At 68.5% G+C, this 15,001-nt stretch carries 19 protein-coding genes; 9 read left to right on the forward strand and 10 right to left on the reverse strand.

The features are described 5' to 3' along the window. Positions 1-240: 240 nt before the first annotated feature. Entirely contained in the window at positions 241-1,296 is a 1,056-nt protein-coding gene (locus FHR90_RS14565; protein ID WP_176625353.1) for an NAD-dependent epimerase/dehydratase family protein, read from the reverse strand. 179 nt (positions 1,297-1,475) lie between these two features. On the opposite strand from FHR90_RS14565, the gene dps reads away from it, so the two are divergent. Next, positions 1,476-2,033: a DNA starvation/stationary phase protection protein Dps gene (gene dps, locus FHR90_RS14570; RefSeq protein ID WP_176625355.1), complete on the forward strand. Its 558-nt coding sequence runs from the start codon at positions 1,476-1,478 to the stop codon at positions 2,031-2,033. Positions 2,034-2,093: 60 nt separating this feature from the next. On the opposite strand, the gene FHR90_RS14575 is transcribed toward dps, so the two are convergent. Together FHR90_RS14575 and FHR90_RS14580 are read right to left on the reverse strand one after the other, a co-directional pair. Next, positions 2,094-2,573: a DUF192 domain-containing protein gene (locus tag FHR90_RS14575; protein ID WP_176625357.1), complete on the reverse strand. Its 480-nt coding sequence runs from the start codon at positions 2,571-2,573 to the stop codon at positions 2,094-2,096. Next, the gene (locus FHR90_RS14580) at positions 2,574-3,245 is read right to left on the reverse strand and encodes an MBL fold metallo-hydrolase (RefSeq protein ID WP_276512453.1); all 672 of its coding nucleotides are present in this window, start codon (positions 3,243-3,245) and stop codon (positions 2,574-2,576) included. A gap of 20 nt (positions 3,246-3,265) precedes the next feature. Here FHR90_RS14580 and FHR90_RS14585 point away from each other — a divergent pair, with 20 nt between their 5' ends. From FHR90_RS14585 to FHR90_RS14610, 6 genes are all read left to right on the forward strand, one after another. Further along, complete coding sequence (locus tag FHR90_RS14585; protein ID WP_183275463.1) at positions 3,266-3,961, forward strand: nucleotidyltransferase family protein; 696 nt, start codon at positions 3,266-3,268, stop codon at positions 3,959-3,961. 5 nt (positions 3,962-3,966) lie between these two features. Beyond that, entirely contained in the window at positions 3,967-4,527 is a 561-nt protein-coding gene (locus tag FHR90_RS14590; protein WP_183275464.1) for a hypothetical protein, read from the forward strand. Further along, positions 4,494-4,859 carry a hypothetical protein gene (locus FHR90_RS14595; protein WP_176623897.1) on the forward strand — a complete coding sequence of 122 codons (366 nt, stop codon included), beginning with the start codon at positions 4,494-4,496 and terminating at the stop codon, positions 4,857-4,859. The genes FHR90_RS14590 and FHR90_RS14595 overlap by 34 nt, the downstream gene beginning before the upstream one ends. Before the next feature lie 53 nt (positions 4,860-4,912). After that, a complete protein-coding gene (locus tag FHR90_RS14600) occupies positions 4,913-5,263 on the forward strand; it encodes a RidA family protein (RefSeq protein ID WP_176623895.1) in 351 nt (116 codons plus the stop codon). Positions 5,264-5,569: 306 nt separating this feature from the next. Beyond that, positions 5,570-6,217: a CHAP domain-containing protein gene (locus FHR90_RS14605; protein WP_256124247.1), complete on the forward strand. Its 648-nt coding sequence runs from the start codon at positions 5,570-5,572 to the stop codon at positions 6,215-6,217. 128 nt (positions 6,218-6,345) lie between these two features. Next, positions 6,346-7,746 (forward strand): glycosyltransferase family 39 protein, encoded by a 1,401-nt coding sequence (locus tag FHR90_RS14610; RefSeq protein WP_266152857.1) that lies wholly within the window; start codon positions 6,346-6,348, stop codon positions 7,744-7,746. Here the strand turns inward: FHR90_RS14610 and FHR90_RS14615 are convergent. The 7 genes from FHR90_RS14615 to FHR90_RS14645 form a co-directional block, all read right to left on the reverse strand. Beyond that, the gene (locus FHR90_RS14615) at positions 7,737-8,207 is read right to left on the reverse strand and encodes a 23S rRNA (pseudouridine(1915)-N(3))-methyltransferase RlmH (protein WP_176623891.1); all 471 of its coding nucleotides are present in this window, start codon (positions 8,205-8,207) and stop codon (positions 7,737-7,739) included. The genes FHR90_RS14610 and FHR90_RS14615 overlap by 10 nt on opposite strands. Positions 8,208-8,226: 19 nt before the next feature. Then, a complete protein-coding gene (rsfS, locus tag FHR90_RS17245; protein ID WP_266152855.1) occupies positions 8,227-8,679 on the reverse strand; it encodes a ribosome silencing factor in 453 nt (150 codons plus the stop codon). A 16-nt stretch (positions 8,680-8,695) separates the two neighbouring features. Further along, positions 8,696-9,385 carry a nicotinate-nucleotide adenylyltransferase gene (locus tag FHR90_RS14625; RefSeq protein ID WP_218062034.1) on the reverse strand — a complete coding sequence of 230 codons (690 nt, stop codon included), beginning with the start codon at positions 9,383-9,385 and terminating at the stop codon, positions 8,696-8,698. Continuing rightward, on the reverse strand, positions 9,382-10,647 hold the full coding sequence (locus FHR90_RS14630; protein ID WP_183275465.1) for a glutamate-5-semialdehyde dehydrogenase: 1,266 nt from the start codon (positions 10,645-10,647) through the stop codon (positions 9,382-9,384). The genes FHR90_RS14625 and FHR90_RS14630 overlap by 4 nt, the downstream gene beginning before the upstream one ends. 42 nt (positions 10,648-10,689) lie before the next feature. Beyond that, positions 10,690-11,784 carry a redox-regulated ATPase YchF gene (gene ychF / locus FHR90_RS14635; protein ID WP_176625242.1) on the reverse strand — a complete coding sequence of 365 codons (1,095 nt, stop codon included), beginning with the start codon at positions 11,782-11,784 and terminating at the stop codon, positions 10,690-10,692. Between the two features lie 106 nt (positions 11,785-11,890). Continuing rightward, complete coding sequence (pth, locus tag FHR90_RS14640) at positions 11,891-12,466, reverse strand: aminoacyl-tRNA hydrolase (protein ID WP_176625243.1); 576 nt, start codon at positions 12,464-12,466, stop codon at positions 11,891-11,893. Positions 12,467-12,472: 6 nt separating this feature from the next. After that, positions 12,473-13,117: a 50S ribosomal protein L25/general stress protein Ctc gene (locus FHR90_RS14645; RefSeq protein WP_176625245.1), complete on the reverse strand. Its 645-nt coding sequence runs from the start codon at positions 13,115-13,117 to the stop codon at positions 12,473-12,475. Between the two features lie 264 nt (positions 13,118-13,381). Between FHR90_RS14645 and FHR90_RS14650 the strand changes: the two genes are divergently transcribed. Both FHR90_RS14650 and FHR90_RS14655 read left to right on the forward strand, forming a co-directional pair. Beyond that, on the forward strand, positions 13,382-14,782 hold the full coding sequence (locus FHR90_RS14650) for a YeiH family protein (RefSeq protein WP_183275466.1): 1,401 nt from the start codon (positions 13,382-13,384) through the stop codon (positions 14,780-14,782). Next, positions 14,779-14,973 carry a hypothetical protein gene (locus tag FHR90_RS14655; RefSeq protein ID WP_176625196.1) on the forward strand — a complete coding sequence of 65 codons (195 nt, stop codon included), beginning with the start codon at positions 14,779-14,781 and terminating at the stop codon, positions 14,971-14,973. The genes FHR90_RS14650 and FHR90_RS14655 overlap by 4 nt, the downstream gene beginning before the upstream one ends. The last annotated feature ends 28 nt before the right edge of the window (positions 14,974-15,001 follow it).

Raw genomic sequence — 15,001 nt, forward strand, 5'->3', positions numbered from 1 at the left:
CAAGCAACCAGCCCCCTCTCAGAAACCAGCCACCAGAACAGATCACGCCGTCAGCATATCCCTTCCCATCCGATGCAATTGTCAAAAGAACAAAATACCCCGCGGCCTCTGACGAGGCCGACGGTCGGTAGCCAACTTCCTTTGGAAGCCGAGAACCTTAGCTGAGCACCTCGGCAGTGGCAAGAGCCAAACCGGTGTGCGTCGCGGCGAAGCGGGGTTTAGGCCTTTCGGCGGGGGGCGTCAACGCAGAATTTCGTCGGAGCCGATATTTTCCGTCTCCCCCTCGCCGCCGCCCGTACCATGGGCGGCGAAACCGCCACCGCGATAGGCATCGAACCAGGCCACGAAGCGGGCGATCCCCTCGTCCAGCCCGGTCCGCGGCACCCAGCCGGTCAGCGCCTGCATCCGCTCGACCGAGGCCCAGGTCGCCGCCACATCGGCGGCCGGGCGGCAGACATGTCGGATCACCGCTTCGCGGCCCAGCGCACGTTCGAGCAGTTCGACCAGGCGCGAGACCGGCTCGCTGGTGCGGTTGCCGATATTGAGCAGCCTGTGCCAGCCATCCTGGGCATGTGGCGGCCGATCGAGCACGCGCAACACCCCGTCGACCACGTCGTCGATATAGGTGAAGTCACGACGCGGGGTGCCGGAATCGTAGAGCGTGATCTCGCGGCCGGAGGCAATGGCTTCGGCAAAGCCGTAATAGGCCATGTCCGGGCGTCCCCACGGACCATAGACGGTGAAGAAACGCAGGCCGGTCTGTGGAAGCCCGTACAGATGGGCATAGGCCTGCGAGATCAGCTCGTCGGAGCGCTTCGTCGCCGCATAGAGCGAGCTCGGGCGCTCCACCGGATCGGTCTCGGCAAAAGGCAGCGTCTCGTTCAGCCCATAGACCGAGGACGAGCTGGCGTAGACCACATGACGCACTCCGGGCAGCGTGCGGGCTGCCTCCAGCACGGTGACGTGGCCCATGACATTGGCCTGCACATAGGCATAGGGATCGACCAGCGAATGGCGCACCCCCGCCTGGGCCGCCAGATGGACCACGCCGGTGATGCCCGGCTCGCGGGCCAGCAGGTCGGCGAGGGCTGCGCGGTCGGTGATGTCGAGGGTTTCCAACACCAGCCCGCCCGGTGCGTCGAGGGCGCGCAGCATCGTGGCGCGCGCCGCCTTCAGCGCGGGGTCGTAATAGCTGTTGAAACTGTCGACGGCCACGACGCGGTCGCCGCGCCGGCGCAGCGCGCAGGCGACGTGAAAGCCGACAAAACCGGCAGCACCGGTCACCAGGATCGTCACCGCGCTGTCTCTCCGGGGATCGCGTCGGGCGCAGTTGTGCCATGCCGACGAAGTTGCGCAAGTCGTGATGAACCACCTCGATGGCGCCACGTTGGCCACCATATAACCCCAGCCGGCCTGCATCCGCCGCTTGCGTCGCTCGTGGCGGCTGGCCCCCTGACGACTGAAAGGCCCTCAAGATGGCAGACGCCTCCACCAAGCACCGCCTGCAGCCGCGCATGCACAGGACGCGCAACAATCTCGACGACAATGCCCGCGGCACGTCGATCGACATCCTCAACAAGCGTCTCGCCGACGGCCTCGACCTCGCTCTGGCGGTCAAGCAGGCGCACTGGAACCTCAAGGGTCCGCAGTTCATCGGCATCCATCTGATGCTCGACGGGTTCCGCACCGAGCTCGACGATCTCAACGACAAGATGGCCGAGCGCATCACCGCGATCGGTGGCACCGCCTTCGGTACCACCCAGGCGATCGACAAGACTACCTCGCTGACGCCGTATCCGACCGATATCTATGCGATCGCCGACCATCTGGCGGCTTTGATCGACCGCTACGCGACGGTCGCCAACTCGGTTCGCGAGGGGATCGACGAGACCGACGACGCCGGTGACGCGGACACCTCCGACCTGCTCACCGAGGCGTCGCGCGCGCTCGACAAGCAGCTCTGGTTCCTCGAGGCGCATGTGCAGGAACCGACCGGCCAGATCCGTGACGGCGACGGCAAGGGTCAGCGCTGAAATCCATTCTGGCCAGTCAGCCAGTAAAGACCGCCGGCGGGAGCGATCCCGCCGGCTTTTTCATGGGTGGCGCAAGGCGGCGGCCTCGACGTGGTCGCCCACATTGATGTTTTCCTTGGCCGTCAGCCCACCCTGAAGTTCCAGCGTCGCCTTCACCGGCACGCCACTGTCGATCACTGCCAGGCTCTCTGGCACGGTGTTCTCGGCGATCGAGGCGATGCGGTCATCCGCGCCGATGAACACCATGTCCTCCGGAACCGGGCAGTGCTCCATCCACATCTGTGCGCGCTGGAGTTCAGGCCAGACGAACAGCATGCCGCCATCGGGCCGGATCTCGGTGCGATACATCAGCCCGACTTCCTGCTCGCGCGGGGTACGTGTGAGCTCCACCGAGAAGACGTGGCGCGTGCCGTCCTTCGACACGATCACCAGCTTCTGCCGTGGCAGTTCGGGCTGGGCGGCGGTGATGTCATCGCCGGCGCGGGCGCCGAGCGGGAGCAGCAGCAGAAGGGCGCCGCAGGCGCTGGCGAGACGCGACATTCAATCGAGACCTTGCTGAAGATAGGGGTTGGAGCGGCGTTCGGCGCCGATCGTCGAGCCCGGACCGTGGCCGCAGAGAAAGGAGACCTCATCGCCGAGCGGCAGCAGCTTGTCCGAGATCGCCGCGAGCAGCGCGGCAGAATCGCCATAGGCGAAATCGGTGCGCCCGACGCCGCCGGCGAACAGCGTGTCGCCGACGATCGCGAACCGTGCCGCACGGGCAACGAACACCACGTGGCCGGGCGTGTGGCCCGGCACATGCAGCACCTCGAACGCCAGATCGCCGGCCCGCAGCACCTCGCCCTCGACGACGAAGCGGTCAGGGGTGACGCGGCGGAGGCCGCTCAGCCCGTACTGGGCCGCCTGGGTCTCGATCTCGTCGAGCAGGAAGGCATCGCGCCGGTCGGGGCCGATCACCGGCGGCGGCCCACCGGGCTGCCCGGCCAGCGCCTCACGCAGTTCGGCCGCACCACCGGCATGATCGAGATGGCCGTGGGTGAGCCAGATCTCGCCCACACGCGCGCCGGACGCGGCCAGCCGCTCGAGGATGCGCGGGACGTCACCACCGGGATCAACCACCACGGCAGGCGTGCCGGGCCGGTCCTTGTCATGCAGGATCAGGCAGTTCTGACGCAGCGGCGTGACTGGTATGATCTCGACCGACAGTGGCAATGCACAGCTTCCCCAGACCCTTGAGCGAGCAGAGACCTATCACGCCCCACGAACCCGACCAATGCGCGCTGATCGTGCTGGCGGCGGGAGCCTCGTTGCGCGCCGGGCGGCCGAAGGCGCTGGTGCGACGACCGGACGGGCGCGCGCTGCTCGATGCCACGCTCGACGCACTGGCACAGGCACCCGTCGCAGGGCCCCGGCTGGTGGTGATCGGGGCGTGGGCGGCCGCGATCGAGGCCCTGCTGGCGGCGCGACCGGACAGTGCGACCTGGCAGAGGGTGGGCTGCGAGGACTGGCACGAGGGCATGGCCGCCTCGTTGCGCGCCGGCCTCGCAGCACTGCCGCCCGGCACCGGCGCGGTGATGGTCGCACTCGGCGACATGCCGCATGTCGAACCGGGGATGCTCGACGCGCTGCTCGCCTGCCGACAGGGTGACGAGCGGCGTATCGTCGCCCCCTGCCATGCGCAACGACGCGGCCACCCGGTGGTCTGGGGGGCGGGCCTGCTCGCGGAACTCGCCATGGTGCGCGGCGACGAGGGCGGCCGACACCTGATCGCGCGACATGCGGGGCAACTGACCCTGGTGCCTGCCGGGGCTGGCTGCGTGACCGATTACGACACGCCGGAGGCGCTGCGCAGCTGGGAGACCAGTGCCACGTCCGACGATGCGCAGGCACCCGCGACACTTCAACCCCGCAGCGATCGCCCTATGTGAGAGCCATGTCCGCTCGCCCGAACCTCATCCGCTGCCGTCACACACGCGAGGGCCGCCTGGTCTATGCCGTCGCCTGCCGCCCGGATGCGCTGCCGCCGGTGCGGGCGCGCGATCTCGACGCGGCCTGGGACGCGGCACGCGAGGCGGCGGCCGGCGGGGTCTATGGACCGGTGCGCCAGTTCCGCTTCGGCGGCGCCCAGGTCGGTCCGTCGGGCATCGATCTGCTGCTGGGCGATGCCGACGCATGTTGCTGGGCGGCGGCGGTGGACGCGATCCGGCCGCTGACCCAACCCGAGGGACTCTCGCTGCTGCTGCGCCTGCTGGGGCTGATCGATGCGATCGCCCGCTGGGCCGCACCGCTGTGCCGCTTCGCGCGCGACGGGGCGGAGTTGCACCCGATGCTGCTGGAGGCAGCCGCACTCACCCCGTTGACGCCGGAGGGGCGCCTCGCCGAGAACAGCCTGCGTGCGCATCTGGCGGTCCTGCCACAGGCGCGGCCTTCCGGCGGTGCGCCGGCACGAGACAGGAAACCATGCGCCTCCTCCACGCCTCCCCTCTCCTGCTGACCGGCCTGCTGGGCGCCATCGGCGCGCTCGGCGGCTGTTCGCCGAACCTCACGCCGCAGCAGCAGGCCGACCTGAACCGGCGCGACGCCTGCACGGACTATGCCAACCGGCTGTATCGCCAGCAGAACCGCGATCTGCTGTCGCGCGGCGATGAGACCGGAACACCGTTCTCCGCCTCGGGCAACCGCGCCGCACCCTCGGCCGGGCTGAGCGAGCAGTATCACCAGGACAACGTGATCGCCGATTGCATGGCCAATGGCGGCCCGCCCACCGCAGGCACGATGCGCGATATCCGGTCCAGCACCGAGGCCATCCTCAACGCCCCCCGCTGACGCCCGCGCATCCATCCACCACTGGACCCCACTGAAACGGAGAGCTGTTTCCCATGAGCCGCATCATTCGTACCGACGCCAACCCGGTGATGTCGAAGGCCGTCGAGTATCACGGCTTCGTCTTCACCCAGGGCATGGTGGCGAGCGATCTCGACGCCGATTTCGAGACCCAGACCCGGCAGGTCTTCGCACAGCTCGACGCCCTGCTGGAGCAGCACGGCACTGACATGACGCAGGTCCTGCAGGCTCAGATCTGGCTGCGCGACATCGCCGACCGCGAGGCCTTCAACAAGCTGTGGACGGCGTGGCTGCCGGCGGGCGCGGCCCCGGCCCGGGCCTGCGTGCAGGCCGTGCTAGCCGACCCGCGCATGCTGGTCGAAGTGATGCTGATCACCACCAAGTAGCACCCAGCCGCATGACAGATTTGCGTGGCGGACAGGACACAGCGTGTCTCGTCCGCCACGCAAGTGCTTGAGTTCACATGAAATTCAAACAACCGTCAGGAACAAGTTCCTAAACGAGCCGGTTCATTCGGGTCTTTCCTGACGAAAATGCAATCCTCTCCGAATCCCGGCACTCCCCGGCTTGCGGCGGCCAAGGGGGTCAGCATACTCACCTCACGACGCTGTGAGGTTTCGAGTCAGATGATCGCCGTTGCTGCCAATTGCCTGAATCGCCTCGTCCGCCGCAGTCATCTGTCCTCGATCGCGATGATCGGTCTTGCCACGCTGGCCGCCACTGGCGCCGCCGAAGCCCGCAGCCACCATCATGCCGGTCATGCCCATCATCGCTACGCCTCGGTGCATGCCCATGTGATCCAGTGCGTCGCCTTCGCCAAGGAAGCGAGCGATGTCGAGCTCCGCGGCAATGCCCGCGACTGGTGGAGCCGCGCCGCCGGCGTCTACGAGCGCGGCCATGCGCCCGAGGAAGGCAGCGTGCTGAACTTCCGTCCCACCGGCCGCATGCCGCTCGGCCATGTCGCGGTGGTGACCCAGGTGGTCGACAGCCGCACCATCCAGATCGACCAGTCGCACTGGAACAGCCGTGGCATCAGCCGCGATGTCTCGGTGGTCGATGTCTCGCCCAACAACGACTGGAGCGCGGTGCGCGTCGAGCTCGGCCATCAGGGCACCTATGGCAGCATCTATCCGACCTTCGGCTTCATCTATCCGCGCGCCGCGGGCCCGGATGACGACAGCAGCGACAGCGCGCCGCGGGTGATCGAGGCGACCGCCACCCAGCGCGCGCATCGCCACCGCCCGATCACCGAGGTGGCCGAGATGCCGGCGACGATGCGCGGCATCGACACCACGGTCCCGCTCAGCCTCGACGACGCGCCGAACCGCAACCTGCGCTGACCGCAACGGCGACAGCGTCGCAAACCTCGTCCGGCACGCGGATCGTCGCCGGGCTGGTCGGCCTGACCTTCGTCGTTCACCTCGCGCTCGCCGGCCGTTACGATCTGTTCCGCGACGAGCTGTATTTCATCGTCTGCGGCCTCCACCCCGATTTCGGCTATGTCGACCAGCCGCCCGGCGTCCCGCTGCTGGCGGCGACGCTGTATGCGACCGGCCTCGGCGCGTGGGGCCTGCGTGTGCCAGTGGCCATGGCCGCTGCAGCCCTGGTCTGGATCGCAGCCCGTCTGGCCCGCACCCTTGGCGGGGGCACCTGGGCGGTGGGGCTGACCGGCCTCGCCTGCGCCATCGCGCCGATGCTGATGGGTCTGGCGGCGACGCTCAACACCTCGGTGTTCGATCCCCTTGCCTGGACCGCCATCGCCTGGCTGCTTGTGCGCGGACTGCGCGAGGGAGACGACCGGGCGCTTGTCCTGGCCGGGGTGGTCGCCGGGGTGGCACTGGAGATCAAGTATTCGGTCGCGTTCTGGATGGCCGGACTGGCCCTCGGCCTGCTGGTCACGCCGCAGCGTATCCTGCTGCGCAGGCGCGGCCTCTGGATCGGCCTCGCCCTGGCGGCGGTGATCGCGCTGCCCTCGGCGCTGTGGCAGTGGCGGCACGGCTTTCTGTTTCTCGAGCTCACCGCGGCGGCAAGGGACAAGAACGTCGCCGTGGGCGCATGGTCGTTCCTGCACAACCAGATCCGGGTGATGAACCCGCTCTTCACACCGTTATGGCTGGCCGGGCTGGTCGCACCGCTGATCGTGCGGCGATTGCGGGACCTGCGCTTCATCGCCATCGCCTGCGTGGTGGTGGTGGTGATCGTGCGGGCCGGGCACGGCAAGGATTACTATCTCTCGCCGCTCTATCCGACCCTGTTCGCGATCGGTGCTGCCGCGCTCGAACCGTTGACGCGCCCTCTGGCCGGGCGGCTGGTGACCTGCGCCGGGGCGGCACTGGCGGTCATGCTCTCCGCCATCGCCGCGCCGGTCGCGCTGCCGATCCTGTCGCCCGCTGCCCTCGCCCGCTACATGACACGGCTGCACATCGCCCCACAGCAGCAGGAGCGAAGCTTCCGGGGCACGGTGCTGCCGCAGGTGTTCGCCGACCAGCTCGGCTGGCATGACTTCACCCGCGAGGTGGAGACCGCCTGGGCGCAGATCCCGGCCGGCGACCGGCCGGCGACCGGGATCAAGGTCGACAATTACGGCGAGGCCGCCGCGCTGGATCTGTACGGACACGCCCTGCCGCCGGCGCTCAGCGGCCACAATCAGTATTTCCTGTGGGGCCTGCGCGGCCAGCATCCGACCGACCTGCTGGTGGTGCAGCACGATCTCGATGCGCTGCGGCCGTATTGCCGCGAGACCCTCGTTCTCGGCACGACATCGTCACTCTGGGCGATGGCCGTCGAGAACGGCAAGATCATCGCGCTGTGCCGAGGCGTGACGCCGCCGATCCGGACATTGTGGCCACACCTGAAAATCTACGAATAGGGCCGGTCCGCCTTGTGATAGGGATGGCCGTTGCGGATCGCCTGCGCACGGTAGAGCTGTTCGGCGAGCATCGCGCGGGCCAGCATGTGCGGCCACGTCATCGCCCCCAGCGACAGCACCCGGTCGGCACGCTGGATCACCGAGGCATCGAGCCCTTCAGCACCGCCGATCAGGAAACACACCGGCCGGCCCAGCGACGACCATTGTTCGACCTCGCGCGCAAAACGCTCGCTGTCGGGCGCCGCGCCACCCAGATCGAGAGCGACCACGAAAGCCGGGTCCGGCAGGGCGGCGAGCAGGGCCGAAGCCTCGCGGCGCCTGACTTCCGCCGCACTGCCGCGGCCCTCGGCAATCTCGGTGACGATGGGCGGCGGGACGAGACGCCCGGCGAAGCGCTCATACAGTCCCGCCTCCTCGCCCTTGCGAAGCCGGCCGACGGCGATGATGCGAAATCCCGCCATCAGCGCGACAAGTGCCCCGTCAGGCGTCGGTCTCCGGCGGCACGGAATGTGCGGGCTCGTCGAGCTCCTTGCCCCACATCTTCTCGAGCGCATACATCGCCCGCGCTTCCGGCTTGAACAGATGCACGACGATGTCGCCGACATCGATCAGCACCCAGTCAGACCCGCCCGCGCCCTCGATCAGCACGCGCTTGATGCCGGCCTCCTCGAGTTTCTCCTCGAGATGCGTGGCCATCGCGCCGATCTGGCGGTCGGCGAGGCCGGTGGCGATCACCATGCGGTCGGCGAAGGCGGCGCGGCCGGTGAGGTCGAGCACGAGGATGTCCTCGGCCTTGTCATCCTCCAGCGACGCGGTCACCACGCCCTGGATCCGGTCGAGCCACTCGACCTGCGCCGGCACGCGCGGTTCGGCGGCCTTGCGCGGGCCGGCGGCGGCGGCCTTCTTGCGGGGCGAGCCGGGCGCCTTGACCACGGCGGGGAGCGCCGCCTCAGCCGGGGTCTTCGTCGTGCGCCGCTTGGGCGGTGCGGCCTTGTCGGCCGGTGGTTTTCTGGCGATGGCGACGATTCCTTCGGGCGTTTCTGATCGACGTTGCGGATATATCCTTCTGCGGCGCCGGCAGAAAGACCCAGGCCGGCGGAGCCATGCACGCCAAGCCCTGCGCCGAGCGCAGCGGAATGCGGAATGGCCGCAGCCGCAGCGCCGAGCGACTGGCCAGCGCCTGCCGGTTATAGCCCGGACGCGGCACGACCGCGAACGGAACCGTGCGGGTGATCTCCAGCCAGAAGCGCCAGCGAGTGAAGCTCTCGAGCGAATCGGCACCCATCAGCCACACGAAGCAGACACGCGGAAACCGTCGCCGCAGGGCCCGCAGCGTGTCGATCGTGTAGCGCGTGTGCAGCCGCGCCTCGATCGCCGTCGGCCGCAGCCGCGCATCGTCGATCAGGGCGACGCAGGAGGCGAAGCGCTCGGCCAGAGTGGCCATGCCGCGGCGAGGCTTGAGCGGATTGCCGGGCGAGACCAGCAGCCAGACCTCGTCCAGTCCCAGCCGGTGCAACGCGACTTTCGCCAGTGCGATATGGCCCTCATGCGCCGGATTGAACGAGCCGCCGAGCAGGCCGACGCGAATGGCGCGCCGGTCGCCGCGCGTCGGCAGGTCGTCGCGAAGGCGGAAGCTCAGGGCCGGACCTGGCCGGTGCCGATCACCTCGTAGCGATACGAGGTGAGCTGTTCGAGGCCGACCGGACCGCGCGCGTGCAGCCGCCCCGTCGCAATGCCGATCTCGGCGCCGAAGCCGAACTCGCCGCCATCGCAGAACTGCGTGGAGGCGTTCCACATCACCACCGCCGCATCCACACCGTTGAGAAAGCGCGCCGCGGCATCGGCATTCTCGGTGATGATCGCCTCGGTGTGGGTGCTGCCATGCGCGGCGATATGGGCGAGGGCGGCATCGATCCCGTCCACCACGGCGATCGACAGCACCGAATCGAGCCATTCGGTATGGAAATCCTCCGTCGAGGCCGGGTCGAGATCGGGCAGGATTGCCCGCGCCCGTGCGTCGCCGAGGCAGCGGCAGCCGAGCGCGCGCAGCTCGGCGACGATGCCGGGCAGCAGCGCGTCCGCACAGGCGGCATCGATCAGCAATGTCTCGGTCGCACTGCACACGCCGGTACGGCGCATCTTGGCATTGACGAGCAGCCGGCGCGCCATCGCCGGATCGGCGTCTTGATGGACGTAGCTGTGATTGAGCGCATCGCCATGCGCCAGCACAGGGATGCGCGCCTCGGCCTGCACGCGCTCGACCAGCGACTTGCCGCCTCGCGGAATGATCAGGTCGATCGCGCCGCTCGCCCCCAGCATGGCGGCGACATAGGCGCGGTCGGTGGTGGGCGCGATCTGGATGGCGGCGTCCGGCAACCCGGCCTCCGCCAATCCAGCCACCATCGCGGCATGGATCTCGACCGCCGTGCGTGCGCTCTCCGATCCGCCGCGCAGCAGCACCGCATTGCCCGAACGCAGGCACAGCGCGCCGGCATCCGCGCCGACATTGGGGCGGCTCTCGTAGATCATGCCGATCACCCCGATCGGCACCGACACTCGGCGCAGGCGCAGGCCGTTGGGACGGTCCCACTCCGCCAGCACACGTCCCAGGGGATCGGGCAGCGACGCCACCGCCGCCACGCCATCGGCCATCGCCGAGAGGCGCGCCCGGTCCAGGCGCAGCCGATCGAGAAAGCTGCCCTTCGCCTTGCTCCCGGCCAGATCGGCAGCGTTGGCGGACAGAATCGCCGTCTCGGCACCGCGCAGCGCACGGGCGGCGGCCAGCAGCGCCTCAAGCCGCTGCGCATCGGACGATCCGGCCAGTGCGCGGGCCGCGATGCGCGCGGCGCGGGCCTGATCGCGCAGGGCCACAGCCGGATCGGGAGAGGCGATGTGGTTCATTCCGGCCTCGATGATGGCGTCAAATTGCGCGACTTGCAAAGCTCACACGTTGAAGCGGAACAGCAGCACATCGCCGTCCCGGACCACATACTCGCGGCCCTCGATGCGCAGCTTGCCGGCCTCGCGCGCACCCGCCTCGCCCTTGAACGCAACATAATCGTCATAGGCGATGGTCTCGCAGGCGATGAAGCCGCGCTCGAAATCGTTATGGATCACCGCCGCCGCCTGCGGGGCCTTGGTGCCGGCGGTGATCGTCCAGGCGCGGGTCTCCTTCGGGCCGACAGTGAAATAGGTCTGCAGGCCGAGCAGGCGGTAGCCGGCGGCGATCACCCGGTCCAGACCGCTCTCGTGCAGACCGAGCCCCTCGAGGAACTCGCGCTGGTCCTCGGCCGGCAGCTGGCTCAGTTCGGCCTCGATCGCCGCGGAGACGATGACGACGCCCGCGCCCTCGGCCTTCGCCTTGTCCGCCACCTTCGCCGAGAACGCGTTGCCGTCGGCCGCCGACGCCTCCTCGACATTGCAGACATAGAGCACCGGCTTGGTGGTCATCAAACCGAGCTTCGCGGCAGCCGCTTCCTGACCGGCCGGGACCGCCGTGCGTGCCGGCTTGCCGTCGCGCAGCGCGGCAGCGAGTGGCTCGCCGAGGGCGACGAAGGCCTGCGCCTCGCGGTCGTTGCCCTTGGCGCGCTTGCCGGCCTGCACCAGGCGCTTCTCGAGGCTCTCGAGATCGGCGAGCATCAGTTCGGTCTCGACGATCTCGGCATCGCGGATCGGGTCCACCCCGCCCTCGACATGGGTGATATCGTCATCCTCGAAGCAGCGCAGCACGTGGATGATCGCGTCGGTCTCGCGGATATTGGCCAGAAACTGGTTGCCCAGACCCTCGCCACGCGACGCACCGCGCACCAGGCCGGCGATGTCGACGAATTCGAGGCTGGTCGGCACGATCTTCACCGACTTGCCGATCTCGGCCAGCTTGTCCATGCGCGGATCGGGCACCGCGACGCGACCGGTATTCGGCTCGATCGTGCAGAACGGGTAATTGGCCGCCTGCGCCGAGGCGGTCGCCGTCAGTGCGTTGAACAGGGTCGATTTACCGACATTCGGCAGGCCGACGATGCCGCAGTTGAAGCCCACGAGGGTGGTATCCTTTCATCGTTCTTTCTTGAAAGAAAGAACCAAAGAACGTCCGGGATTTTCTGATGATTTCGGGGGTGCTGGCGCCCTTGCAAACCACCTGAGGCTACTTCTCCTGCACCAGCATCGCCACCCGCGTCATGAACGCTTCCGGCTCGTCGCGTGCCAGCATCGGCGCCGCATCGGCCACCGCGTCGAGCAGTTCGGCGAGCCAGGGCTGATCCACCTTGGCGAAATCGCCGAGCACATGGCCGGTGACGCGGTCCTTGTGGCCGGGATGACCGATGCCGAGACGCACGCGCCAGTAGTCCGGGCTGCCGAGCTGGCGGTCCATGCTGCGCAGGCCGTTATGGCCGGCCGCACCGCCGCCGCGCTTGACCCGCACCCGGCCCGGAGCGAGGTCGAGCTCGTCGTGGAAGGCGGTGATATCGGCAGGCCCGAGCTTGTAGAAGGCAGCCGCCTGCTGCACGGACTCGCCCGACGCGTTCATGTAGGTCATCGGCTTGAGCGCGAGGACCTTCTCGCCCCCCACCATGCCCTCGGCGACCTGACCCTTGAATCGCTGCCGCCACGGCGAGAAACCGTGGCGGCGAGCGATCGCATCGATGGCCATGAAGCCGATATTGTGACGCTGACGCGCCATGCCGGGCTCGGGATTGCCCAAGCCCGCCCACAGCCGCATGGCGGATCAGTCCGCCTTGTCTTCGGACCCGGCAGCCGCCGCGGTCTCGTTTTCGGCCGCTTCCGCCTCGGGCTCTTCCTCGACCGAGGGGGCTGCGATGGTGGCGATCACGTAGTCATGCGCCTCGATATCGGGCGCGGACACGTTCTCGGTGCCCTTGAGGTCGTGCCAGCGCACGATGTCGCCGATCTCGAGTGCGGAGACATCCGCCTCGAAATGCTCGGGGATGTGGTCGGGATCGACGCTGACGTCGATCGTGTGACGCACGATGTTGAGCACGCCGCCACGCTTGACGCCGACGCACTCCTCCTCGCCCTTGAACACCACGGCGACGGTGACATGCACCGGCTCGTTGCCCACCAGGCGCTGGAAGTCGACATGGATCGGACGGTCGGTGACCGGGTGGAGCTGGATCTCGCGGATCAGGGCGCGGGTGGTGGTGCCACCGGCCTTCACCTGATACAGGCGCGAACGCCAGCCGCCGCGATGCATCTCGCGCACGATGATGCGCGGGTCGAGCGCGATCAGGCTCGTCTCCTGCTTCGCACCGTAGATCACAGCGGGGACCTCTCCCGCACGCCTCGTCGCCCGCGCTGCCCCCTTACCAGCCTTCGCGCGCGTCGAAGCCTCGATGGTGGTGAAATCTGTCATTTCATCTCTCCGAGACCAAACACAAACGGGGCCCGACGGCCCCGCAAAAACACGGCAGAAACGCCAAAACGCCGGCCTCCAGGGGTGCCGGCGCGCCGGGGCGTGTAGCGGATCGGGGGCGCCGGAGCAAGCATTGTATTTAACGACTGACTTTCGTTGTTTTTATCCTATCTGATAATCAGCGCGAACGACCGGCGTGATATATTGCAAACATCGTTGCAACCGGGCATTGATCCGGCACGAACGATCGCCGGACGCATGACCATGAGCACCACACTCGACGCCACCGCCCTGCCCGCCGCCAGTGGCGAGAGGCTGCGGCGCAACCCCTCCGAGGACTGGATCGCCGTCGCGATCGGGCTTGGCCTCACCATCGCCGCCCTGCTGCTGCACCGTGCGGGGGTGAGCCTCGCCTGGATCTCGATCCTGCCGCCGCCCTGGCATGACACCGCGCAGATCGGGGCGCATTTCGCGCAGAAATGGCCGCAATATCTCGGCCAGTTCGTGTTCTGGTCGGCGGTGGTGGGTCTGGTGCTGCCGCGCTTCGGATTCCGGACCGGGGCGGTGCTGGCCGGGTTCGCGCTGGTCTACGGGCTCAGCCTCGCGGTGATCGTGCTCGGCCAGTCGGCCTTCGCGGTGCACTACAATCTCGAACCTCCCCTGGTCGCGCTGCTGCTGGGGCTGATCCTCGCCAATACGGGTGCGGTGCCGGCCTCGCTGTCGGGTGCGTTCCGGGTCGAGTTCTACATCAAGCTCGGCATCATCCTGCTGGGCGCCACACTGCCCTTCACCCTGCTGGTCTGGGGCGGGCCGGTGGCGATCGCGCAGGCCTCGATCGTGTCGGTGGCGACGTTCCTCATCATCTTCGCCGCCGCGCGGGTGTTCGGGCTCGACCGGCGCTTCGCCGCCGTGCTCGGTGCAGGCGGGGCGATCTGCGGCGTGTCGGCGGCGATCGCCATCGCCGGCGCGGTCGGCGCGCAGCGCCGCGAGGCCTCGGCGACGGTGGCGATCGTCATCGTCTGGGCGATCGCGGCGCTGTTCTTCCTCCCCTTCGCGGCCGATGCGCTCGGCCTGTCGGCAGGGGCGGGCGGGGCGTGGATCGGCACGTCGGAATTCGCCGACGCCGCCGGCATCGCTGCCGCGCAGAGCTTCGGCGGCATCGCCGCCCATGCCGGACGCGGCACAGCGGACCAGGCCGTCGCATCCTACACACTGATCAAGGTGGTCGGGCGCGACAGCTGGATCGGCATCTGGGCGGTGATCCTGTCGCTGCTGGCGACCACACGCTGGGCCGAGCCAGGAACTGGGGCCAGAGCCGTGCGCAACCGCGCCTCGGGGAACGAGGTGTGGACCCGGTTCCCGAAATTCGTCCTCGGATTCGTCATTGCCTCCGCCCTGCTCAGCGCGGTCGCTGTCGCGGTCGGGCCGGCGGTGTTCAAGGCCGACATCACCCCCGGCGTGGTCGCGCCGCTCAAGGGGCTGCGCATCTGGGCCTTCGCCTTCGCCTTCCTCTCGATCGGGCTGACGACGCGCTTCTCCGAGTTCGGCGCGATCGGCTGGCGGCCGTTCGCCGCCTTCTCTGTCGGCGCGGTGGCCAATCTGCTGATCGGCCTGGCGCTGTCGACCGCGCTGTTCGGCGCCTACTGGACGGCGATCGGGCATTGAGCCTCCCACCCGCACGCTGCGCGACCTGCCGCCATTTCGCGGCGGCAGGCGGGCCGGTCGAAGCCGCGCTGCCGGGACTGCGGACGATGAGTTCCGCCTTCGCCGACAGCCGCGGCGATGACGGGATCTGCCGCCGCCACGACCTGCTGCTGCGCGCCACCGCCAGTTGCCCGGAGCACCAACCGTCCTGACCTTCACAGTTGACAATCATTCTCATTA

Origin of the sequence: Endobacter medicaginis (genome assembly GCF_014192375.1) — a bacterium.
In the GTDB taxonomy this organism is placed as follows: domain Bacteria; phylum Pseudomonadota; class Alphaproteobacteria; order Acetobacterales; family Acetobacteraceae; genus Endobacter; species Endobacter medicaginis.